The organism is Acinetobacter baretiae (assembly GCF_015627105.1).
GTDB lineage: Bacteria > Pseudomonadota > Gammaproteobacteria > Pseudomonadales > Moraxellaceae > Acinetobacter > Acinetobacter baretiae.
Genome location: NZ_VTDM01000017.1, coordinates 1 through 24,380, shown reverse-complemented (window position 1 = coordinate 24,380; position 24,380 = coordinate 1). Strand labels below are relative to the sequence as shown.

Genomic DNA, 24,380 nt, shown 5'->3' with positions numbered 1-24,380 from the left:
ATTCAACACAGACTCAAACCCTTATGTTGTCTTGTACTTAGTCTAACAGTCATGGCTTGTAGTACCCATCAAAAAGCTGTCATCCTGCCCACACCTGTAGTAAATCAACTTAAAGCAGAGCCTTTTAACCCCCAATTACCCATACCAGTCAAGGGGGTTCCTAAAAAGCAATTACGTGACACATGGGGGGCAAAACGAAGTGGTGGACGAACACATGATGGTATTGATATTGTTGCTCCACGTGGAACATCTGTGGTGAGTACCACCCATGGTATTGTTGCAAGCTTAAAACCAAGTACACTCGGTGGCACAGTGGTATGGATCATTGGTCCTGCAGGTGCGTGGCATTACTATGCACATTTAGACTCACTTGCAAGAAGCTTACACGTAGGACAACAGGTTAAAGCAGGTCAACGTATTGGCAGTGTAGGCAATACAGGCAATGCCAAAAACACTGTGAGTCATTTACATTACAGCATCTATTTAAACGGCAAAGGTCGTGGCGCTGTGAACCCTTATCCTTACTTATATGGTGGTGTTTAATGTCAGATCAATTTTTACAACATTTGGTTGCATTTGCAGAAGCAGGTAATCAACAAAAAATTCAACTTGAGCAGGTCACTCATCAAGGTTGGGTCATGGAAATTACTGAAGATGGCTTAGTAATGAGTACAGGCTATAATGAAAAAGTGGGCAAAGATGTTTCGATTTCAATGGATGAACTCAAACATGCCAAATTATTTTTTTGGGACACCAAAACCAATATATGGCAAGCTTTTGTCTCATCTCATGACAAATACTAATACCTCTCTCCCACGCTGTTCTTGGTGTACGCAAGATCCTTTATATATGTCTTACCACGATCTTGAGTGGGGAAAACCAATACATCATGAAGCAGCATTATTTGAATTACTCTGCTTAGAAGGACAGCAAGCAGGTTTATCATGGCTGACTGTCTTAAAAAAACGTGCATGTTACAGAAGCCACTTTTTTAATCATTCCATTGCATATATTGCCTTATTGAGTGATCAAGACATCATACACAAATGCACAGATCAAGGCCTGATTCGCCACTTAGGCAAGCTAAAATCCATTCGAGATAATGCGATTGCATGGCAAAATCTTCAATGTATTTACCCCAATATGTCTGAATGGCTATGGTCTTTTGCAGAATACCCCACGCCCATCCACCATCAACCCATGACTTATTCAACACAAAGCCAAAAACTGTCTCAAATACTCAAAAAACATGGCTTTAAATTTGTTGGGCCAACCATTTGTTATGCATTTATGCAGGCTTCAGGCATGGTCAATGATCATGAAAAAGATTGCTGGTTAGCACAAAAAAATACCCTCTCTCATCATGAGTAATAATGCCTTTTACCGTTATAAAAACTGAATTTCCCTCAGTTGCCTCATTGTTTTTTACTTTTCGACACTCTCAATCATTTGATCTAAAGATTTTAAATCAATATTCAATTGAGAAAATTCAGTCGTTTGAGGATGCGTAATTTCTATTGTTGGTTTCTCTTCATACTGCAATTTTGCAGACTCAATATGATAAGCAAGTACATGTCCACTAATAGATGCATCATGACTTAAAAAATGTAAATGAAGCCCAGGCACTGAAATTCGAGAAAATATTTCTGGCGTCCAAAAGCCAATTAAACAACCACGAATGTCTTGATAAGCGATCACTTCCTGCTTGGCTGATACTTCTTTAATCGTTCTTTTTTTGTCAGATGCTTGAGGACGCCTGAGTGTCAATTGATGAAAAAAACCATCGATACGAAGCGCAATAAATTGATTATTTAATACTACAAAATGTTTAAGCTCTTGCTCCAAGGTATTTTGCATTGTATTTAATATCTGTTGCTCTTTAAAATTAGAAAAATCTGTAACCTGATAAAATGGCGTATAAAAGGGGGCTTTAGGGCGCTCAATGGCTTGATGTGCAGTTGCTGTATATACTTTGCCATTTAAAATAGTGACCTCAGCATTTAATTGTTCAGAACAACCTAAACCAATGCTTGAGCAAGTACATACATTGTAAACATCTTGATCTGGTTGAAAATAACCAGACATTAATGCCCCAATTGAAGAAAACTGATAGATTTTACCCATCTTTTAATCCTCACTGAATGGTTCATTGAAATCAGCAAGTGTTTTAATGTCAACAGATTGAGCATATACCTTTAAATAGTTAAAAAGATTCAAAAAATGTGAAGTTTTTTGATGCATTTCAAAAGCGGTTGTACTTTGCCATATTTCCTGAAAAATAAAGCAATGTGGATCTGATTGATCTTGAAACAATAAATATGAAACATTTCCATGTTCAGCCCTTGAAGGAGCCAATACCTCTATCAGTTTTTGTTTGCCCTTTTCAAGGTGCTCATGAGAAAAACTGATTGTTGCTAATATATGTACCAAACTCATGTCATTGCTCCAATTGAATAACAGTCATATTTCATTTTTAATCATCTGACATATCGATTTAACATGCATGCACACCATCAAAATAGTTTTAACTTTGAATATAAAGTGAATCTATTTATGTCATGTAATATAGTCAAACCACTCAAAACCACATACAATTAAAAATTACCAAATACGGCTACATAAGGCTTTAGCAGGATTAACTGTATGAACAATTAGATGGTTTTACTATATAAGACTCTATTGAGAATATCTTATTATAGTAATATTCATTTTTTTGTATTGTAAGAATCCGAACTCTCACGGATATCAAATACTTTTTTTACTCTAAAGAAAATTATCAATCTTGATGTTTTAATGCCATTTTTTTATAAAAGAGTGCACTGTCTTGATGACTTGTCAAAAAACTCATCGGTGGCATACCTGTAAATACTTTAAAATCCTTGATGAAATGAGATTGATCATAGTAGCCATGTAAATATGCTTGGTTAACATCAATCACATCTTTAGAAAACATAGCTTTTAATGTTTGCTCAAATCGTATTAATTTTTTGACTTCAATCAGCGTAAGTCCTGTGACAAGTTTAACTGTTTTTTGTAAATGTCTTTCACTATAGCCTGTGTTCGTAATAAGCTTTGCGAGCGATAAGCGATCATGATTGTAATACAGTTGATCTAAAAAAAAAATTGCCAAATCAATTTTTCCAACCGACTGTAAATACATATTTTGTTTTAAAAAACATTCTATAAAATTAACTCTTGAAGATATTTTTATATTATTTAATATATTTTCTCTTAGTTTATAAAAGTCTTTTCCCCAAAGGGCATATGGACTCACTAATGTTTGGTAATCACTTTCTAAGTAATCAGTAAAGTAATTAATACATCCTAAACGAAATCGTATTGCAATAAAACTAATGGGGCCGTCTGATAAAAATTGAATAGATCCATGTCTAGGTCTTACTAAAATACTATCTACATGATCAATAGAATGAGACTGTGAAGTATCTAATACTGTTATTTTTTTATCAAAAATAAATAGCTCACAGCCTGAACCGGGGGGTAATATGGGCATAAAATCTACATTTTCACAATACCAGTATTTACTGATATATTTCCCTAATTCAATCGATGGATAAAGAAAATTAGCTGTTTTCAAAAAATAGTCTTCTCATAAATATTTTAAATCTGTGCGATAACATCATTTTTAGCATCAATCACATTCATATACACTCCTTAATTAAAATATATCTTTATTGAAAGCCATATTCTTTGAAATTTTTTGTGAGGGTTTCATTAACACTAATCAATTTCACGTTTATACCTTTCACTTTTTTATGGCAAATGTTTATTATCTTTCACAAGTATTTTTATTGTTCAAAGCATGCAGCCGTATGGAATTTATATTTACTCCACATGATTTCTTATTTTTTATTCAAAGAATATCACTCTAAGAACATTTAAACGATGTATGACTAGATCTGCTCTTTATACACATATGATAATCTTTGAGATGACGCTACACCCTACCCTATATGTTTTAAGCAATCTCTCATAAAAATACGGTTAAAATACGTTAAATCAATATTTTTAAGCAACCAAGCCATTACATATTTGAGCAAAACTTAAAACCACTGCATTTTTAAGCACATACTCGTTTTGCCGAATAAATAATTTTATAAATTTGAGCATTATATTTTGAACACAGCGTATAACCGTTTTTGATTCCACCTAAGGCAATCGCAATTTTTTGACTCGCAAGATTTTCATCGGCCACCAAATATGTAAATTGATCTATTTCTAATTCTAATGCGGCCCACTCCATTAATGCTTGCACAGCAGCAATTCCATAGCCCTGACTATGGCGTTTCTCCTTAATCCAGACACCTATACGTGGGTCAATTAAAATACGATGCAAGCCGACCAAACCTAAAAATTCATTATTTTTCAGATCACGCACAGCGAAGACAATTTCTGACCCTTTTTTCAAATGATCAGCCCACCCACGCCATATTTTTTCAAAATCGTACATATCTTTAGGTGGTTCCCAACTCATAAATTTTGCTAAGTTAGGTGTAATGGCTTCAAATGCCTCAATTGAATCATGTTCTGTAAACACTCGTAACCGTACTTGTTCAGAGATAATCTCTACATTATTTCTTAAGATCATGGTCGTGATTCATAGTGGTGGTATATTGAGCGCTAGCTTAACCACCAACTATGACAATGGGTTGACGAGTACATTATAGACATAAAAAACGTATAAAAAATAACATACCTTGCTTTAAATCATAGGCAAGGGCATTAAAATCAAAGTAACGTTTTATTTAAATCTAACACATCTTTCATATCATATTGCTTCGCATCACGTCCTACCACCCACGCAGCAGCACGTACCGCACCCGATGCAAAATTCATACGGTTTGTCGCTTTATGTGTCACTTCTACACGTTCACCTTCACCAATAAACATGACTGTATGTTCACCCACAATATCGCCACCACGAATGGTTTCAAAGCCAATGGTTTGACGATCACGTGGGCCAGTATAACCTTCTCGACCATATACAGCCACTTGCTTAAGATCACGGCCAAGTGTGTCTGCGATGGCTTCACCCATCATCAGTGCTGTACCTGAAGGTGCATCTACTTTATGGCGGTGGTGGGCTTCAATCACCTCAATGTCGACCGTATCAGCAAAAACTTTGGCAGCCAGCTCTAATAATTTAATAGATACATTCACACCCACTGAGTAATTGGCAGCATAAACTACAGGAATATGCTGTGCTGTTTCATTTAACAATTGCTTTTGTTCGTCTGAAAAACCTGTTGTGCCAATCACCATCGCCACCCCAGCATCACGACACAGCTTTAAATGCTGTTCTGTTGCTGTTGGGGCTGTAAAATCAATCACAACATCAAGCTGTGGTAAAACATCAGTCAAATGACCACACACCTTCACACCAAGTGAACCAATGCCTGCAAGCTCCCCTGCATCTGCACCAATCAATGAACTTTCAGGACGCTCAACCGCAGCAGCTAAAACATAACCTGCTTGTTGTACTGCCTGAATTAAAATACGGCCCATACGACCGCCTGCGCCTAAAACACCAATACGAGGTAAATCGGACATCATCTTTTCCTAAATGATCTATTTTTAATGCGCTTTACTATAACAAAACTGAAGCGATCTATGTTCTGATAATAAAAAAACCTGTCATTTAGACAGGTTTTTTATTTCGTGTTTATTAATCAAATAAGCGATCAATAAATGATTTTTTCTTTTCACTTGAGTGTTTTTCCGAACCATTACCTTCCATAGAGGCTTGGAGTTCTTTAAATAACTCGCGTTGACGGCTAGTAAGATTCACAGGGGTTTCGACAACCACACGGCAAAGTAAGTCACCGACCATGCTTGCTCGAACCGGACGAACCCCTTTACCACGTAAGCGGAATACTTTTCCACTTTGAGTACCTTCTGGAATTTTAAGACTTAAACGACCATCGAGTGTCGGAATTTCAATTTCTTTCCCTAAGGCAGCATCGACAACATTGACAGGCACATCCATATACAAGTCAGCCCCATCACGTTGAAAAACTTCGTGCTCGCGTACTGCAACTTCAACATACAAGTCACCAGCTTGGCCATCACGAATTGCCTCGCCTTTTCCTGTCAAACGTACACGATCGCCGTTGTCTACACCAGCAGGTATAGTGACTTCAAGCGTTTGCTGACGGTCTTTAACCCCAGCACCATGACATGTTTTACATGGGTTTTTAATAATTTTACCCAAACCATGACAAGTACTACATGTTTGTTGTACTGCAAAGAAGCCTTGTTGAATACGTACTTGCCCTGCACCATGACAGGTACCGCATGTTTCAACATCATTTGGATTTTCAGATCCCTTACCATGACACGAACCACACGGTGCAGGCGCGGTAAATGTAATGGTTTTTTTGATGCCTTTTACCGCTTCTTCTAAAGAAAGGTCGAGAACATAACGTAGGTCTGAGCCTGTACGTTGGCGTTGTTGTTGACGGCGGCCACCACCAAAAATATCACCAAATTGACTGAAAATATCCTCTGCGCTAAAACCACCACCGCCGAAGCCGCCATATCCACCACCTGCTCCACCGCCCTCAAATGCATTGTGACCCATACGGTCATACATGCTACGCTTTTCAGCATTTGAAAGCACTTCGTAAGCTTCAGTCGCTTCTTTAAACTTTTCTTCAGCTTCTGGGTTATCTGGGTTACGGTCTGGATGATACTTCATCGCCAACTTGCGGTAGGCTTTTTTAATTTCATCATCACTTGCCGTTTTAGCCACTGCTAAAACTTCATAATAATCACGTTTAGCCATAATCGGCGACGCTCCTTACGGAATTCAAAATAAATGTAAAACTTATTTCGATATGTTGGGGGCGTTTTGATATTTTTAAAGGGTAAAATCAGATAAAATTCGAAAATTCTAAAAAACAGCCTTATGTTTTAAGTATTTAAAAAAACCTTTGCAAAACGCATTAAGTAAAAGCATCCATGCAATAAAGCAAAAAATAATACCCACCACGGTAAGTCCTGTAACCCATTGGTAAGCGTCCCAAGAATAAAAATAAAGTGGACTAAACCATAAACCACCAAAAGCAGCCACCATAATAAATAAAGTGATATTTCGTACAACCCAAAGTGCTTGTGTTTGTATCCAAACCTCAGTGCCCTCTGTATTGGCCACTTTCGAGGCCAGTCCATAAGCCAATATACTGGTAAACACTGTTATTAAGGCAAAAAACATACACACATACGCCAAAGTCATTAAACGGCGTTGCTGTTGAATCGTTTTTTGCCCCATGTCTTTTAAACCTTATTTACTCTTGTTTGTTTTTTGTCGAATCGATTTATAAAGTTCTTTATTTTTTAAACACAATCGATTGCTATTTACTATAGGACAGTTTCAGCATTTTATCATCTAAAAATCACAAAAAATGTGATAAAAATTTATATACAGGTCAACAAAATGTAAATAATTATTTCGCCTATTCAAGGCATTTCAAACTATGCTAAATTGGTCTAGAAAATGACACTATCGATCGTTCATGCTAGACCAATAGCTAAAGGTATTTATTGCCAAATTTGCTATGGTAAATTCAAGGATTGAGGCAGACGTTCTAGTCAATAAAAATCAAACTCCAATAAAGGAATGTGTTATGGCACCAAATGTTGATACTCCACTGCGTGAAGATGTACGTCTTCTTGGTAATTTACTTGGAGAAACCATTAAAAAGCATGTCGGAGAGGATTTATTTAATCAGGTTGAACAAATTCGTAGCTTAGCCAAAGATGCAAGTGACGGTCAGTTAGAAGCCGAAAAACAGCTTGAAGCATTGTTTTTAAATCTAGATGACGATGCATTTCTGCCAATTACCCGTGCATTCACACACTTTCTTAACTTTGCAAACATTGCAGAACAATACCATGTGGTTCGCAGTCGCCGTGAAGCAGAGATCGCTCAGCAGCACACCAACCCATTGCAACCTTTGTTTGATAAGTTAAAACAACACGACATTAGCCAAGAGCAACTATTTCAACAAGTTTGTGATCTGAATATTGAGCTTGTACTGACGGCTCACCCAACTGAAGTTAGTCGCCGTACACTCATTCAAAAATATGACAATATCAATCGCTGTTTAGAAACGCTTGATCAAAAGAAATTAACACCGAGCCAACGAACCAAGACCATTGAAAATCTAAAACACTTGATTTGTTCAGCATGGCATACCGATGAAATTCGTCAACAAAAACCAACCCCTTTAGATGAAGCAAAGTGGGGCTTTGCCGTGATTGAGCAAACCTTATGGAAAGCTGTTCCTCGTTTTATTCGTGAATTAGGTGATCTTGTCGACGACAAATGTGGCCAGCGCTTACCGATTGATGCCACTCCAATTCGCTTTGCTTCTTGGATGGGTGGAGATAGAGATGGCAACCCTAACGTCACTCATAAAGTTACCCAGCAAGTGCTTTGGTTTTCACGTTGGCAAGCAACAGATCTTTACTTACGTGACTTAGAAAGCCTACGTTGGGAGCTTTCTATTCAAGAGTGTACTTCTGAACTAAGAGAAGCCTTAGGTAATGCACATGCAGAACCATACCGCGAATACCTACGTGCCACGCGCGAACGCTTATTGGTCACAAGACAATGGCTTGCAGACAAAATGCAAGGGAAAAAAACCACAGATGACGATATTCGATTAATTCATCATAAAAATGACTTACTTGATCCACTCATGCTGTGTTATCGCTCACTCAATGAATGTAACTTGGCTGAAATTGCCAATGGTAATTTGCTCGATTTCATTCATCGAGTACATTGTTTTGGCATTGAACTTCTTCGACTAGATATTCGTCAAGAATCGGGGCGCCATCGTCAAGCCATTTCTGCCATTACAGAATATTTAGGTTTAGGTCATTTTGACACATGGACAGAACAAGCTCGACAAAACTTCTTACTCAATGAGTTACAAAACAAACGTCCGCTATTACCCAAAGTGATTCACGCTTCAGAAGGTGATTTAATTAATCACCCCGATGTCAAAGAAGTCTTTGCCACCATGCGAACTTTGGCAGAGCAGCCAAAAGACTCATTGGGTGCATATATTATTTCGATGGCTGAATATCCAAGTGATGTATTGGCCGTATTGCTTTTACAAAAAGAAGCAGGCATCGAAGATTTTTTACGTGTAGTTCCACTGTTTGAAACACTTAAAGATTTAGATGATGCCGCACACACCATGGATGCTTTATTTAATATGCAATGGTATAAACAGCATATTCAAGGCAAACATGAAGTCATGATTGGCTATTCAGATTCAGCCAAAGATGCAGGATTTATGTCTGCCAATTGGGCTCAATATCGTGCACAAGAAGAACTCACAGATGTTGCTAAAACTCATGATGTTCGATTGACATTATTTCATGGTCGTGGTGGTTCGATCAGCCGTGGCGGTGCACCAACACAACAAGCGCTATACTCTCAACCACCTGGCTCCATCTCTGGTGCCATTCGTGTGACGGAACAAGGCGAAATGATTCGCTTTAAATTCGGTGTAGAAGATATTGCACTGCAAAACTTAGAAATCTACACAGCTGCTACACTAGAAGCCACACTATTGCCACCACCTGTACCAAAACAACAGTGGCGTGATTTGATGGACCAAATGACGGAAACATCTGTGAAGCTCTACCGCCAAACTGTCAGAGAAAATCCGCATTTTGTGGAGTATTTACGTACAGTAACTCCCGAGCTTGAGTTACAAATGTTACCACTTGGGTCACGCCCTGCAAAACGCAAAGTCAGTGGTGGCATTGAATCTCTACGAGCAATTCCTTGGGTGTTTGCATGGACACAAATTCGTTTAATGCTTCCTGCATGGTTAGGAACAGGTGCAGCGTTAGATGAAGTCCTCGATGACAATAAAAAAGCCCAACTTGATGAAATGCTTGAACAATGGCCATATTTTAAAACCCTCATTGACATGCTAGAAATGGTTTTATCTAAATCAGATGCAGAAGTTGCTCAATATTATGAAATGCGCCTGACGGATAATCCAAATCTACATACTTTAGGACAAGAATTACGCCAACGCCTACAAGATGCCATTGATACCTTATTACGTTTAATTGGTGAGTCTGAGTTGTTGAGTCAAAATGAAGTATTAGACCAAGCCATGCGTGTTCGTAAAACCTATCTCATGCCATTGCATTTATTACAGGCAGAGTTAATGCGTCGTCGTAGAGATTATTTAAACCATCATCAAGCCGAACATAGTCCTGTAGACCATGCACTCATGGTAAGTATTACAGGCATTGCAGCAGGATTACGCAATACAGGTTAATCTTAAGCATTGATCTTATTGTATATATCGGGAATAACATTATTCCCGATATTTTTTTAAAATTTTAAAAAACTCTTCTATTTCTACTTGATGTTCATCATTATCATGAAGTACATGATGACGCAAATGAGCTTCTATTAATTCATTCATCAAACCATTGACCGCACCTTTCACTGCAGCCACTTGCTGTATGACTTCAAGACACTCCTTATCTTTATCAAGTACTGTTTTATGAACAGCACTGATCTGTCCTTGTAAACGATTAATACGATTAATAATTTTTCGATCATTATATAAATGACTCATATAGTAGACACTCTCCAGAGAAATATATACTATAGGGGGTATAGTATATTAATATCATGTAAACAATGAACAAATCTTCATTTACCACCATATCAAGACCAACACAACATCAGCATATATTTGATCATGGCAATCCATTGGGTCAACGAAAAATATTGATCGCCACAATCTTTACGGGATTGATGATGGTGGTTGAAATTATGACGGGTATTTTTTTTAATTCAATGGCTCTTTTGGCAGATGGCTGGCATATGAGTTCTCATATGGTGGCACTAGGTTTAGCATATTTTGCCTATAGAGCTGCAAAATACTATGCCAATGATCCTCGATTTTGTTTTGGTTCGTGGAAAATTGAAATCTTAGCTGCATACAGCAGTGCTATTATTTTAATGATCGTTGCTTTACTAATGGCTTTTAGTTCAATAGAGCGTTTATTTAATCCTGTTATGATTCAATATAATGATGCCATTATTATTGCAATCATTGGTCTTGTCGTAAATTTAATTTGTGCGTGGTTACTCAAAGATTCACACCATGACGGTCACGGTCACGGTCACGGTCACGGTCACGGTCACGGTCACGGTCACGGTCACGGTCACGGTCACGGTCACGGTCACGGTCACGGTCACGGTCACGGTCACGGTCACGGTCACGAAGATTTAAATCAAAAAGCAGCCTTTGTACATATTATTGCTGATGCTGCGACCTCTGTTTTTGCAATTATTGCACTTTTTGCAGGTAAATATTTAGGATGGGATGCTCTAGATTCAATTCTTGGCGTGGTCGGTGCGATCATTGTTGCGATATGGTCATGGGGATTACTGAAACAAACTTCAAAAACGCTACTCGATGCAGAAATGGATACCCCTTTAACCGCACAAGTAATGCAAGAACTACAAAAGCATGATTTGATCATTAGTGATCTACATTTGTGGCAGGTCGGTGCACAAAAGTATGCCTGTATTATTGCAGTTGAAACGGATCATTCACAAATTAATCCACAATATATTAAGTTGTTAATTTCAAAATATCATCAAATTGTTCATAGCAGTATAGAAATCAATTCAATATCAAATACAATGAGTTAGTTTCATTTTTATACAAAGATTTTTCCGCGTGAAATTGGGTGTTTTTCTTGGTGATCAATGCCTTTATTTTGAAAAAAATACACATGGCATTGCAAAAACAAACTCTCTCGAAGTTATAATGAAACCGTTTACGCATAATACATACAAATGAAAGAACATAGTGAGATAAGACGTTGGCTTTAGTCGCTGTATAAAGAATTAGATGGTTTGATTATAGATTTTTTATCTGCATAATATTTAAATGTAAACTGAATAGACACAAACCAATAATAAAAACACATTTACATTAAACACTCTTCATTTTGTCAGTGATTCAAACTAGCACTCAAATGATTAAAAAGACAATATGTATAATTATCCCGATGAATCTGTCTGTATTAAGCAGGTCTTAACGGTAAACCCCCTATAAATACAAATGTACAAAACATATAAATTATTGTATGAATATATTTTACATGACTTGTCTCTACATCTTATCGCTTGATGATCGATCTGTATAATCTTTGTATAAATACGAATGAGCTCTCGTAAATATTGAATTATCTACATCTTTATAAAATGTAGAATAATTAGCGTTACTATAGCCCTACAATTTCGAGCCAAAGTAATTTATTAATCGTTTTAAACGATTAATTTTATTCATTTAATCTAATTTTAAAATTAACAAAATGATCTTAGAATCGTTAAACCACCCAGCAGATCTGTCAGGAAAAAATAATATGTATTTTAAGAATGCAATTGCCGCGGCAATCATCATTACACCTAGCTTTGTTTCATCATACGCTATTGCAGCAGAAGTTCTTACTCGTGACAACGGTGCACCTGTCGGTGATAACCAAAATTCTCAAACTGCAGGCCCAAATGGTCCAACACTATTACAAGATGTACAGCTCATTCAAAAGTTACAACGTTTTGATCGTGAACGTATTCCTGAGCGTGTTGTACATGCTCGCGGTACAGGCGCGCACGGTGTATTTACCCCATCTGCAGATATTTCGAATTTAACGATTGCACAATTATTTAAACCAGGTACTCAAACACCTGTATTTGTTCGTTTTTCTTCAGTAGTACATGGCAACCATTCTCCTGAAACACTACGAGATCCACGTGGTTTTGCCACTAAATTTTACACCCAAGAAGGTAACTGGGACTTAGTCGGCAATAACTTCCCGACATTCTTTATTCGTGATGCGATTAAATTCCCAGACATGGTACATGCTTTTAAACCAAGTCCAAAAACTAACCTTGGTGATATGTCACGTACATTTGACTTTTTCCAACATATCCCAGAATCAACCCGTACACTCACAGAATTATTATCAAACAATGGTACACCTGTAAGCTACCGTTTTATGGATGGCAACGGTGTACACGCATATAAGTTTGTGAATGCACAAGGTCAAGTACATTATGTAAAATTCCATTGGAAAAGTTTACAAGGCATTAAAAACTTAACACCAAAAGAAGTGCCTGTGGTGCAAGGTCAAGATTTCAGCCACATGACGACTGATTTAGTCAACAGCATTAACCGTGGTGAATTTCCGAAATGGGATTTATACGTTCAAGTGATTACACCTGAAGATCTCAATAAGTTTGATTTTAACCCATTAGATGCAACGAAAATTTGGCCGAATGTCCCAAGTCAAAAAATTGGTCAAATGGTGTTAAATAAGAATGTAGACAACTACTTCCAAGAAACTGAGCAAGTGGCTATGGCGCCATCAAATATCGTACCAGGTATTGAGCCATCAGAAGATCGTTTACTTCAAGGTCGTTTATTTTCATATGCCGATACTCAAATCTATCGTATTGGTACAAATGGTTTAAGCTTACCAATCAACCGTCCTGTTACTAAAGTCAATAATGGCAATCAAGATGGTTCAATGAATATAAATCACACAACATCAGACGTAAATTATGAACCAAGTGCACGTGAGCCTCGCCCACAAGCCAATCATGCACGTTACAGTGTGATGCCACTTACGGGTACAACCCAACAAGTGAAAATTCAAAAAGAGCAAAACTTTAAACAAGCAGGTGATCTATATCGTTCATTCTCTGTATCAGACCGTAAAGATCTTATCCAAAACTTTGGTGGTGCATTAGCGGGTGCAGATGAACAAGCAAAATATAAAATTGCTTCATTCTTGTATAAAGCAGATCCTGAGTACGGTGCAGGGGTTGCTAAAGTTGCCAAAGCAGATGTGAATCGTGTGAAAGCAATGGCTGAACAATTAGAAGATTAATCTCTCTATGATGGCAGTAGCAACATAGTGATATGCCCTTCATTGGGCATATCATTTTTTTCTTTTACTAGCAGGTGATTTATGAAATATTTTTATGGATTATTACTTAGCATCATCATGAGTGTACCTCAATATAGCTTAGCATCTACACCAGAAAATACCGTACCTACAGATACTCAAAACACCTTACGACAATATTATTTTGATGCCGCTCGTAATGGCAATATTCCAATGCTCAACGAGTTTATTCAAGCAGGGTTTGACTTAAATACACAAGATGCTAAAGGTCATACGGCATTAACGTTAGCTGCATATCATGGCCACAAAGCTATGGTTGAGCGATTGCTCAACGCAGGTGCCGATCCATGCAGCCAAGATCACTCTGGAAATACTGCGCTTATGGGGGCGATTTTTAAAGGTGAGTTAAAAATAGCTCGATTATTAATGAAAACAGCATGTTCTCCAAATCAACAGAACGTATCTGGACAAACTGCAAGTATGTATGCTGCATTGTTTCAAAGAAAAGAAATTTTGGATGATTTAATCAAAAATGGTGCTAACACCCAGATTAAAGATCACCGAGGAAATAGTGTCGATAATCTGAGTCATGGAGAGTTTAAATAACGCTTTTACGCTTTAAGCATTAGTTTTAGTATTTGGTCGGTGTGGCACGATATTTTTGCTCTAATACATTATTAAAAATACTCTCTATCATCCACACTCGATATAAACTATTAAATGTATACGTACGGCCATCTACGTTCAGTACAAGAACTGGAAAATCAGGTTGATCTTTCGAAGCACACACCGCATCATTTTGCTTTAATTGCTTAATTACATCTAAATGTGTTAGATGTTCTATAGCAAGCTTATTTTTTACACGTTGAAAATGTGGTGCATAGGATAAGTCTTTACCTCTTGTCCATACAGATTTTAAAATCTGATACATGGCTTCAACACGCTCATCTTCAGCAACACTGTAGTATAATTTTGCCATATCAATAACAGACTTTTCTGTTGGACGACAAAATGGTGTAAAGGCAACTTCAACTCTTTTCGACAACCGTGTTGCAAGCGACCAATCAAACTGATCACGTCCGTGATAGCTTAGTGGATGTACATTTAATTGAATGTTGTAATACCCTGCTAAATCTTCTTTAATATATGCCAGTAATAACCAACTAATGGGGTCTTCTAAGGCCACATACAAATCTAAAGTGGGATGCATGGCCTGTATACAGGCTAAATCTTCTGCATCTCCCATCAAATGCTCTCGCCATTCGATGTGATTAATTAAGAAGATAGGATTATCTGTGAGTAATTTTTGTTGTTTTAAACGGCGAGTTAAGCGTAATAAATTGTCTACAGCATTGTATTGACGACCACCAAATTCAAAATAGCTCACCAATAAGGGGTCATCATTAAAAATACGTTCAGGGAACTGCTGTGCTTGGTGTTGCCTGCTTGCCATCACATACAGCATACGCAATTTTCCATATTGCTGTTGCCAAAGCATATGGAAGACATCTTCAAGTAAATATAAAAAATGCTCACCACGTAATGGCGTATTTTGTAAAATCACTTGTGCTTGATTTAAAGCCTCTGCACTCGGTAGTTCAGGTTGATCGTCATAACCAAAACCGTGCTGTTTTGCTAAAATTTTTGCATCGTTTAAACAATATTTTTGCCATTTTTCTTGGCTCATGGCATTTGGAGGATCAGCGACTTGACTTGAAATGATAATATTTAAAGGTTTAATGTCCTCACTTAAAATCTCATTGAGCTGAGTGAGTTGCTGTACAATCAAGTAGCTATACACATCATCTAAGCGTAAATGTATGCTTAATCCTTTTTCTATCGGTAGCACTGCTTGGCGTTTAGGCTGTTGATAAAATAGCCTCGATCGAACAGGGTCAAACCATCGGCGGAAAAAAGACATTACACAAGCCTCTATCTATCATTGCTCATTGCGCACGGTATGTCTGCATGAGAGCGGGAATACAACGTATATGCCTCAGTTTAACAAAAAATAGGTGGAGCTTTGTCAGATTTAAAACTAAATTTTCATTTTTATTCAGATTTTTATAAGAATCACTATAACAGGCTCAAAAAAATAGGCCATGATGAAGTCTGTGCAACATCATGGCCTAGATGGACTATGTTTTATAAAATACGTACAGCACCTTTTGCAGCACTGGTGGTATGCTGTGCATAAATTTTAAGTGCTTTAGACACTTTACGTGGACGTTCTTCTTTAGGATGCCAACCATGTTGTTCTTGTTTCACACGGCGTAATGCTAAAGTTTCATCGTCTACACGCACGTTAATGGTACGGTTTGGAATATCAATATCAATGATATCACCATCTTCAACCAAACCAACCGCACCACCCTCAGCAGCTTCTGGGGAGATATGACCAATTGAAAGACCTGAAGACCCCCCTGAGAAACGACCATCTGTAATCAGTGCACACTCTTTACCTAAACCTTTTGATTTTAGGTAACTGGTTGGATACAACATTTCTTGCATACCTGGGCCACCACGTGGACCTTCGTAGCGAATAACAACAATGTCTCCTGCTTTAATACGCAAGTTCAAAATAGCATCTACAGCCGCATCTTGGCTTTCAAAAACTCTCGCTTGGCCTGTAAATTTTAAAATTGAATCATCTACACCCGCAGTTTTTACAATACAACCATCGAGTGCAATATTACCAAACAGTACAGCAAGACCACCATCTTGTGAAAATGCATGTGCTGCATTACGAATCACACCGGTTTCACGGTTGCCATCAAGCGTTGGGTAATAACGATTTTGTGAAAATGCCGTTTGCGTAGGTACACCACCGGGTGAAGAACGATAAAATTCGTAGATATCAGCATCTTCAGTAGAGATAATATCCCATTTTTTAATCGCATCAGCTAAGGTTTTTTCGTGTACTGTGCTCACATCTGTATTTAATAAATTAGCACGTGATAGCTCACCTAAGATGGCCATAATACCACCTGCACGATGTACATCTTCCATATGTACATCTTGTTTAGCAGGAGCAACTTTACATAGAACAGGGACATGACGAGAAATACGGTCAATATCTTCCATCGTAAAATCAACACCTGCTTCACTTGCAGCAGCCAATAAATGCAATACTGTATTGGTCGAACCACCCATAGACACATCAAGTGTCATTGCATTTTCAAAAGCAGCTTTCGTGGCAATTGAGCGTGGTAATAAACTATAGTCATTTTGTTCATAATGACGTTTTGCCACATCGACAATGAGTTCACCTGCACGTAAAAATAGTTTTTCACGATTTGCATGTGTAGCGACAATAGAACCATTACCCGGCAGTGACAAACCTAACGCTTCCGTTAAACAGTTCATTGAGTTTGCAGTAAACATACCTGAACATGAACCACACGTTGGACAAGCAGAACGCTCAAATTCTTTCACTTCTTCATCTGTATAACTTTCATCTGCTGCAACGATCATGGCATCAACCAAGTCAATCGCTTTTTCATTGCCTCTGAATTTCACTTTACCTGCTTCCATTGGCCCACCAGAGACAAAGATCACAGGAATATTCAAACGCATGGATGCCATAAGCATTCCGGGTGTGATTTTATCGCAGTTTGAAATACACACCATTGCATCGGCACAGTGTGCACTCACCATATATTCGACTGAATCTGCAATCAAATCACGTGAAGGTAAAGAATACAGCATGCCATCATGCCCCATCGCAATTCCATCATCGACAGCAATGGTATTAAACTCTTTCGCCACACCACCTGACGCTTCAATTTGTCTTGCGACCAGTTGACCTAAGTCTTTGAGATGTACATGGCCGGGTACAAATTGAGTAAATGAGTTAACAACGGCAATAATCGGCTTACCAAAGTCGTCGTCTTTCATACCTGTTGCACGCCATAATCCACGTGCTCCAGCCATATTTCTTCCATGTGTCGATGTTTTTGAACGATAATCTGGCATGTGTTTTTTCCAAATGTATGCTTGAGATGGTCACAATCTCTGGCTAAATAATACTTCTTCAAGTATGAAATATAGTCAAATATTGCACCATCATACTATGAAGTTATTGTGAATCAGAATAAATATCTGGTCATATTGCATGCTTTTACACATCACTTGCGTCACGAAAAGTGAGCAATTTTGTAGTGTAAAGATTCACATGTCATGGTAGAGATTGAAAATCACGCATATTGGAAGAAGCAATACCTAAAGTATAGGTCGGGTGAGCTTTCATCATTAAAACCAACTTTAAGTCGGTTAAACTTAAAGGCGTATTCTCAAAATCTAATCATCAATGAGTGGTTTTGGTGGTTTTGGATAAAATGCCAATCGACTCATTGATTCGATGTCGTATTTTCCATTCTATAGAACAGTTGGATGTTCTAAAAGCTAAAAACCGCTTTAATGCACCAATCGTGCTCAAAACTTGCATGAATTTTTATTTTTAATGCTATGAATTTTTTTTATATGAAAAGAACACCTCATTTTATAGGTATTCTTTTCATGTTTCATATTATTTCCAATCGACCACAACACGGCGGTTTGGAGACTCACATGAACGCTTGGTCACAGTACGTTGTTCACCTTTACAGTGCTCAAATTGTTGGGTTTTATTTGCCGCAATAATCCGAATATTTTGTGCAGGTATACCTGCATCAATCAACTGTTGCTCAACTGTTTTTGCACGAGCTTGTGAAAGTTTATGATTATAACTATAAGAGCCTGTCGCATCGGTATAACCTGTGACGGTAACGCTTTGACTTTGACTGTCTTTAATGTCTTTGGCAATGGTTGCAATTGAGTGTTGATTAGAAATAATTGCGGCTTTATCTGCACGATCAAATGCAAATAAGACATAAGCCGTACTCGCCATTGATTTAACGGGTATCGGTGCAGGAATAACAACAGGACGGTTATTTACCCCCCAATCTAGTAAGCCCTGACATTCTTCACCCTTCCAATACAAATGCTCACCTATGTAATGTTTGTCAAAATCTATACGTAATTGGCAACGTTTATATTGTTGTGTATTCGGGATACGAATATCTAAAACATAGTTCCATGTGTGTACAAACAGTAGACCTTCACTAAATTGAGGATTACCCAATAGGTGACGATACTGATCTTTGGTTAAGCCTGTAGATAAGTTCGCAATGGTTCCATACTCATAACGTGGGACTTGTTTTAAATAGCTGTCTTTTACATCAGGAAATTGAATATCAGAATTGGCTGTTGTATTGACTTCATGTGCATTGACCGACATTGATAACACACCTAAGGTCAGTGCCGTGCTCATGCATAACGTAGATATTATTTTTTTCATTTGTTTTATACTCTTGAAATGATGAAAACATGATGTGAGATCGTTTAGCATGGAGTTAAACGATCTCATTTTGTCTAATCGATAACTTAGTCAATCACACCTGAGACACCTACGCGGACGAGCGGAGAACCGTTTGTACCACCTGCTACACCACCTGTCATAGACCAACGGCCATTGTCTGCTGTACGACGTAGTGTCGCACCAATTGCACCTTGGTTATTGTAATAAGAAGCACCTGCTGCATACGTCCATTTACCTGCAACAAATGGTGCTTGCTCTAAAGCAGCTGCGGCAGCAATCCCTGAAGATAATTTATCTTCAAGTTTGTTAATTCGATTATTGGTGTAGGTAAATGCTTGGTTTAAATTGTTTTCCACATTTCCAACACGGTTATCCACAGCTGTTAATGCCTCACCCACGTTATTGTAACTACTATTCGCCACTTTATAGCTTGGACTAGACACTGTTCCATCTGCATTTACCGCCGCACTGCCACCTAGTGCCGCCGCAACCGAAGCATTTGCAGCATATACTTGTGAACCATTCACAGCATCTTTAGAAGTTGAACTCACAGCACCATTTGTAACATTTGTCACTTTCTGATTCCCTGCATCGATTCCTGACGCTGTTACACTTGGACCTGTTGCTGTTCCAGAAGCATCTTTAAAGCTTAAACCATTATTATTAACCGTTGAGCTTGTTTTATCTGCACCTGTATACGTGGTTCCTGTTGCTGTTGTGGTTGCAGAATTTCCTTTCGCATCTGACAAGCTTGCTTGAGTCGATGAATAATTGGCATTGTTAATGGCGTTACCTGAGCTGTCTTTGGTCGTCACTGTTGTTCCTGATGCTGTTGTTGCAGAGCTCACTGCATTTCCAGATGCATCTTTACCGCTGAGTGTATTTGATGTTGCTGTTGCTTGGTTTGTATTCCCTGACGCATCTTTAACAGTATTACCTGTTGCAGTCGATTGATTATTGTTACCTGCAGTGTCAGTGACATTATTTCCAGAAGTTTTCAAAGAATCTAACTGGTTTTGTACAGAATACAATTGACTTCCATTGACAGCATCTTTAGAGGTTGAACTCACCGTACCATCAGCAACATTTGTGACTTTCTGATTGCCTGCATCTAAGCCTGAAGCAGTGATACTTGGACCTGTCTTGTTACCACTTTGATCTGCAAAGCTAACACCATTACCTCCAACAGTTGTACTTGAGCCATCTGCATTTGTATATTTGGCATCATTTGCCCCATAGTTTGCATTTGTCGTATTGCCATTTGCATCTTTCTCCGTCACGACTATACCTGCAGCAGTGGTATTTGAACTGGTTGTACCACCATTATTGGTATTACCAGATACGATATTTCCTGTTGCGTTACTCACATTTGTATTGCCAGAAGAATCACTAACTGTGTTTCCTTCAGTTTTTAAAGCAAGTATTTTGTCATCGACCGCTTTTAACTGTGCAACATTCACTGCATCGCTATTTGCTGTTCCTGCCGCAACGCCCGTAATTTGACGATACACATTATTTTGTGCATCACCAACTGCGATTGCACCTGTGGTTGATGTGGTTGCATTAATTGCAGATTGATTAGCACTTGTTGCACCCGTTGGTACATAACCACTCACATTTGCACCTGTGCGAGCAGCAGAATTATTGCCTAAAACAACGGATCCTGTTGTCGTTGCTTGTACATTGTTACCAACAACAAATGTATTATCTGTGCTTACTGTATTGTTATTACCAAGTACATAGCTTTCATTGCCTGTAATTGTACTTGGGTCACCAAATGCACCAGAATGGTTACCTTTGACTTGGTTTCCTGTACCCACACTAATAGATTGAGTACCCGAAGCCAAAGCACCATCACCAATGGCAACAGAAGAAGCACCTGTGACACTCGACTTGTTACCAATAACAACGGAGTTTGTTGCTACTCCAGAGGCAGATGTACTCTTACCTAAAGCAATTGTGTTATCTGCACCCGAATCGATAATCGAATTTACACCAATTGCAGTCGAGTTTGTACCTCCTGCACTCGAGTCATTTGTTCTACCATCTACAACCTCTGTACTACCATTAGTATGTGAGTATTTGACCCCTTCGGTATTCATTTTTTGCACAGTTTGACCAATCGTTAAACGATCTGTTGTTTCTTGTCCTGTTTTGTCATAGGTTAAGAATACTGAGTCTGTATTACTGCTATTTGGTGTACTGTTAACAACCTCATTACTTACATTAACTTTATTTCCATTACCATCTGTGACATTGGTTACATTATTGCTAATGTTCGTTGCTAAGGCATCCAATTGTCCTTTGTTCACCGCATCTTGGGCATCTGTACCATTTGCAAGATTGGTCACTTTCGTTCCTGCGGCATTAATACCTGATGCTGTAATGCTTGGACCATTGTTTATGGTTAAGCCACTAGAATTTAATGTTGTTCCACCTAGGGCAAGACTATCGAAACTTGCATTTCTATCTAATCCAACCACAATGTTGCCATTACTATCTGTGGTTGTTTTTAGATTATCAGTATTGTACTGATCATCAGATTTTGCACCTGTCCCTTTAATTGTTAATGTTTCACCTAAGTTTTTATGCGTTACCGTGCCATTACTATCTGCAAAATTCAGACCCTTATTTGTTAAGTCTGTTGTTGCTGTATAAAGCTGGCTACCATTTACTGCATCTTTAGATGTTGGGCCCACCGCACCATCTGCAACATTGGTAATTTTTTCATTACCAGCATCAATACCTGATGCTGTCACACTTGGACCTGTTTTATTGCCAGAGGTATCTGTAAAACTTAGACCATTTTGACCAATATTCGTGCTGGTTTTATCAGATGGATCTGCACTGCCATAGGTTGTACCAGATGCTGTAGTTGTGGTCGTATTTTTACCATCTGTAAGCGTATTGCTTGTTGCTGTCGATGTATTACTATTCCCATTTTTGTCTTTAACGGTCGTACCATCGGCGGTCGTTGTCGTGCTATTACCATCTTTACCAGCAAGTGTATTGCTTGTTGCAGTTGAAGTATTGCTATTACCGTTTTGATCTTGGGTAGTGCTACCACTAGCTGTTGTGGTTGTACTATTACCATCTTTGTCTTTGCTTATTGTTCCATCAGCAGTCGTTGTCGTACTATTACCATCTTTACCAGCAAGTGTATTACTTGTCGCAGTTGATGTATTGCTATTACCGTTTTGATCTTGGGTAGTGCTACCACTAGCTGTTGTGGTTGTACTATTACCATCTTTGTCTTTGCTTATTGTTCCGTCAGCAGTTGTTGTCGTGCTATTGCCATCTTTGCCAGCAAGTGTATTACTTGTCGCAGTTGAGCTATTGCTATTACCGTTTTGATCTTGAGTAGTGGTACCACCAGCTGTTGTGGTTGTACTATTGCCATCTTTGTCTTTGCTTATTGTTCCGTCAGCAGTTGTTGTCGTACTATTGCCATCTTTGCCAGCAACGGTATTACCTGTAGATGTAGAGATATTACTATTACCATTTTTATCTGCAACTGTTGTTCCAGATGCTGTGGTACTCGAACTATTCCCTGAAGTATCCTGTGTTGAACTTCCTTGCGTAGACAGATTGTCAAATTTACTGTTCATTTCTGATTGTAATGTATTGAGTTGACCTTTATTTACAGCATCTTGAGTGTCAGTACCATCAGCAATATTAGTTACTTTCGTTCCTGCGGCATTAATACCCGACGTTGTAATACTTGGCCCATTGTTTATGGTTAAGCCAGTAGCATTTACAGTCGTTCCAGCTACATTTAAGCTGTTAAAACTTGCATTTTTATCTAGCCCAACCACAATATTGCCATTACTATCTGTGGTTGTTTTTAGATTATCAGTATTGTACTGATCATCAGATTTTGCACCTGTCCCTTTAATTGTTAATGTTTCACCTAAGTTTTTATGCGTTACCGTGCCATTACTATCTGCAAAATTCAGACCCTTATTTGTTAAGTCTGTTGTTGCTGTATAAAGCTGACTACCATTTACTGCATCTTTAGATGTTGGGCCCACCGCACCATCTGCAACATTGGTAATTTTTTCATTACCAGCATCAATCCCTGATGCTGTCACACTTGGACCTGTTTTATTGCCAGAGGTATCTGTAAAGCTTAGACCATTTTGACCAATATTCGTGCTGGTTTTATCAGATGGATCTGCACTGCCATAGGTTGTACCAGATGCTGTAGTTGTGGTCGTATTTTTACCATCTGTGAGCGTATTGCTTGTCGCTGTCGATGTATTACTATTCCCATTTTTGTCTTTAACGGTCGTACCATCGGCGGTCGTTGTCGTGCTATTACCATCTTTACCAGCAAGTGTATTACTTGTCGCAGTTGAGGTATTACTATTACCGTCTTTGTCAGCAAGCGAATTATTGGTTGCAGTTGAGGTATTGCTATTACCGTTTTGATCTTGAGTAGTGCTACCACCAGCTGTTGTGGTTGTACTATTGCCATCTTTGTCTTTGCTTGTTGTTCCATCAGCGGTCGTTGTCGTGCTATTACCATCTTTACCAGCAACAGTATTACCTGTAGATGTAGAGGTATTTGTATTACCATCTTTATCTGCAACTGTTGTTCCAGATGCTGTAGTACTCGAGCTATTCCCTGAAGTATCCTGTGTTGAACTGCCCTTAGTTGAAAGATCGTTAAATTTATTATTAACTTCAGATTCTAGATTATTTAATTGACCTTTATTCACGGCATCTTGAGTATCAGTACCATCAGCAACATTCGTCACTTTAGTACCTGCAGCATTAATACCAGATGTCGTAATGCTTGGACCATTATTTATCGTTAAGCCATTATTGCTCAACGCAGTATTACCTGCTGTGACGCTACCGTCTTTGCCAAGGTTCAGATCTTTGGCAAGTTTAACCTCAAGACCATCTGTACCGTTGGCAACCACGCCAATGTTGTTGTCGGTGAGTTTTGTGCTGTCTGCACCACCTTTAATATTGAGGGTATCACCGAGTTTACGAGCAACATCTGTACCGCTGTCACCTGCAAAGCTTA

Annotated in this window: 19 protein-coding genes; 7 read left to right on the top strand and 12 right to left on the bottom strand. The window is 38.4% G+C overall.

Annotated features, from left to right (window positions below):
* The 3 genes from I2F17_RS07605 to I2F17_RS07595 are packed head-to-tail and all read left to right on the top strand — an operon-like array spanning window position 1 to window position 1,371.
* On the top strand, window positions 1-543 hold the full coding sequence (locus tag I2F17_RS07605) for a M23 family metallopeptidase (protein WP_407926556.1): 543 nt from the start codon (window positions 1-3) through the stop codon (window positions 541-543).
* Window positions 543-803 (top strand): hypothetical protein, encoded by a 261-nt coding sequence (locus tag I2F17_RS07600; RefSeq protein ID WP_196421893.1) that lies wholly within the window; start codon window positions 543-545, stop codon window positions 801-803. The genes I2F17_RS07605 and I2F17_RS07600 overlap by 1 nt, the downstream gene beginning before the upstream one ends.
* Window positions 790-1,371 carry a DNA-3-methyladenine glycosylase I gene (locus I2F17_RS07595; protein ID WP_211139497.1) on the top strand — a complete coding sequence of 194 codons (582 nt, stop codon included), beginning with the start codon at window positions 790-792 and terminating at the stop codon, window positions 1,369-1,371. Before I2F17_RS07600 ends, I2F17_RS07595 begins: the two co-directional genes overlap by 14 nt.
* Before the next feature lie 54 nt (window positions 1,372-1,425).
* Here I2F17_RS07595 and I2F17_RS07590 read toward each other — a convergent pair whose 3' ends face one another.
* The 7 genes from I2F17_RS07590 to I2F17_RS07560 form a co-directional block, all read right to left on the bottom strand.
* Window positions 1,426-2,124, bottom strand: coding sequence for an acetolactate decarboxylase (locus tag I2F17_RS07590; RefSeq protein ID WP_211139496.1), 699 nt, complete (start codon window positions 2,122-2,124; stop codon window positions 1,426-1,428).
* 3 nt (window positions 2,125-2,127) lie between these two features.
* A complete protein-coding gene (locus I2F17_RS07585; RefSeq protein WP_196421896.1) occupies window positions 2,128-2,436 on the bottom strand; it encodes a putative quinol monooxygenase in 309 nt (102 codons plus the stop codon).
* Window positions 2,437-2,776: 340 nt separating this feature from the next.
* Entirely contained in the window at window positions 2,777-3,511 is a 735-nt protein-coding gene (locus I2F17_RS07580) for a helix-turn-helix domain-containing protein (RefSeq protein WP_211139495.1), read from the bottom strand.
* A gap of 567 nt (window positions 3,512-4,078) precedes the next feature.
* Window positions 4,079-4,606, bottom strand: coding sequence for a GNAT family N-acetyltransferase (locus tag I2F17_RS07575; protein ID WP_211139494.1), 528 nt, complete (start codon window positions 4,604-4,606; stop codon window positions 4,079-4,081).
* Window positions 4,607-4,746: 140 nt separating this feature from the next.
* Window positions 4,747-5,568 (bottom strand): 4-hydroxy-tetrahydrodipicolinate reductase, encoded by an 822-nt coding sequence (dapB, locus tag I2F17_RS07570; RefSeq protein WP_211139493.1) that lies wholly within the window; start codon window positions 5,566-5,568, stop codon window positions 4,747-4,749.
* Window positions 5,569-5,683: 115 nt separating this feature from the next.
* Window positions 5,684-6,802 (bottom strand): molecular chaperone DnaJ, encoded by a 1,119-nt coding sequence (gene dnaJ, locus I2F17_RS07565; RefSeq protein WP_196421900.1) that lies wholly within the window; start codon window positions 6,800-6,802, stop codon window positions 5,684-5,686.
* 108 nt (window positions 6,803-6,910) lie between these two features.
* Window positions 6,911-7,288: a hypothetical protein gene (locus I2F17_RS07560; protein ID WP_196421901.1), complete on the bottom strand. Its 378-nt coding sequence runs from the start codon at window positions 7,286-7,288 to the stop codon at window positions 6,911-6,913.
* Window positions 7,289-7,643: 355 nt separating this feature from the next.
* Between I2F17_RS07560 and ppc the strand changes: the two genes are divergently transcribed.
* The gene (ppc, locus tag I2F17_RS07555) at window positions 7,644-10,328 is read left to right on the top strand and encodes a phosphoenolpyruvate carboxylase (protein WP_196421902.1); all 2,685 of its coding nucleotides are present in this window, start codon (window positions 7,644-7,646) and stop codon (window positions 10,326-10,328) included.
* Window positions 10,329-10,367: 39 nt separating this feature from the next.
* Here the strand turns inward: ppc and I2F17_RS07550 are convergent, their stop codons facing one another.
* A complete protein-coding gene (locus I2F17_RS07550; protein WP_196421903.1) occupies window positions 10,368-10,634 on the bottom strand; it encodes a metal/formaldehyde-sensitive transcriptional repressor in 267 nt (88 codons plus the stop codon).
* Window positions 10,635-10,699: 65 nt separating this feature from the next.
* On the opposite strand from I2F17_RS07550, the gene dmeF reads away from it, so the two are divergent.
* The 3 genes from dmeF (at window position 10,700) to I2F17_RS07535 (ending at window position 14,592) form a co-directional block, all read left to right on the top strand.
* The gene (gene dmeF / locus I2F17_RS07545; protein WP_211139492.1) at window positions 10,700-11,722 is read left to right on the top strand and encodes a CDF family Co(II)/Ni(II) efflux transporter DmeF; all 1,023 of its coding nucleotides are present in this window, start codon (window positions 10,700-10,702) and stop codon (window positions 11,720-11,722) included.
* Window positions 11,723-12,441: 719 nt separating this feature from the next.
* Window positions 12,442-13,968: a catalase gene (locus I2F17_RS07540; protein ID WP_211139491.1), complete on the top strand. Its 1,527-nt coding sequence runs from the start codon at window positions 12,442-12,444 to the stop codon at window positions 13,966-13,968.
* 81 nt (window positions 13,969-14,049) lie between these two features.
* Window positions 14,050-14,592: an ankyrin repeat domain-containing protein gene (locus I2F17_RS07535; RefSeq protein WP_196423913.1), complete on the top strand. Its 543-nt coding sequence runs from the start codon at window positions 14,050-14,052 to the stop codon at window positions 14,590-14,592.
* Between the two features lie 25 nt (window positions 14,593-14,617).
* Here I2F17_RS07535 and I2F17_RS07530 read toward each other — a convergent pair whose 3' ends face one another.
* The 4 genes from I2F17_RS07530 to I2F17_RS07515 form a co-directional block, all read right to left on the bottom strand.
* The gene (locus I2F17_RS07530; protein ID WP_196423914.1) at window positions 14,618-15,907 is read right to left on the bottom strand and encodes a hypothetical protein; all 1,290 of its coding nucleotides are present in this window, start codon (window positions 15,905-15,907) and stop codon (window positions 14,618-14,620) included.
* Window positions 15,908-16,131: 224 nt separating this feature from the next.
* Entirely contained in the window at window positions 16,132-17,961 is a 1,830-nt protein-coding gene (gene ilvD, locus I2F17_RS07525) for a dihydroxy-acid dehydratase (protein ID WP_196423915.1), read from the bottom strand.
* Between the two features lie 553 nt (window positions 17,962-18,514).
* On the bottom strand, window positions 18,515-19,324 hold the full coding sequence (tpgA, locus tag I2F17_RS07520) for a trimeric autotransporter adhesin/peptidogylcan-associated protein TpgA (RefSeq protein WP_196423917.1): 810 nt from the start codon (window positions 19,322-19,324) through the stop codon (window positions 18,515-18,517).
* A gap of 86 nt (window positions 19,325-19,410) precedes the next feature.
* Window positions 19,411-24,380: beta strand repeat-containing protein (locus I2F17_RS07515; RefSeq protein WP_211139490.1), on the bottom strand; the 4,970-nt coding region annotated here is incomplete at its 5' end.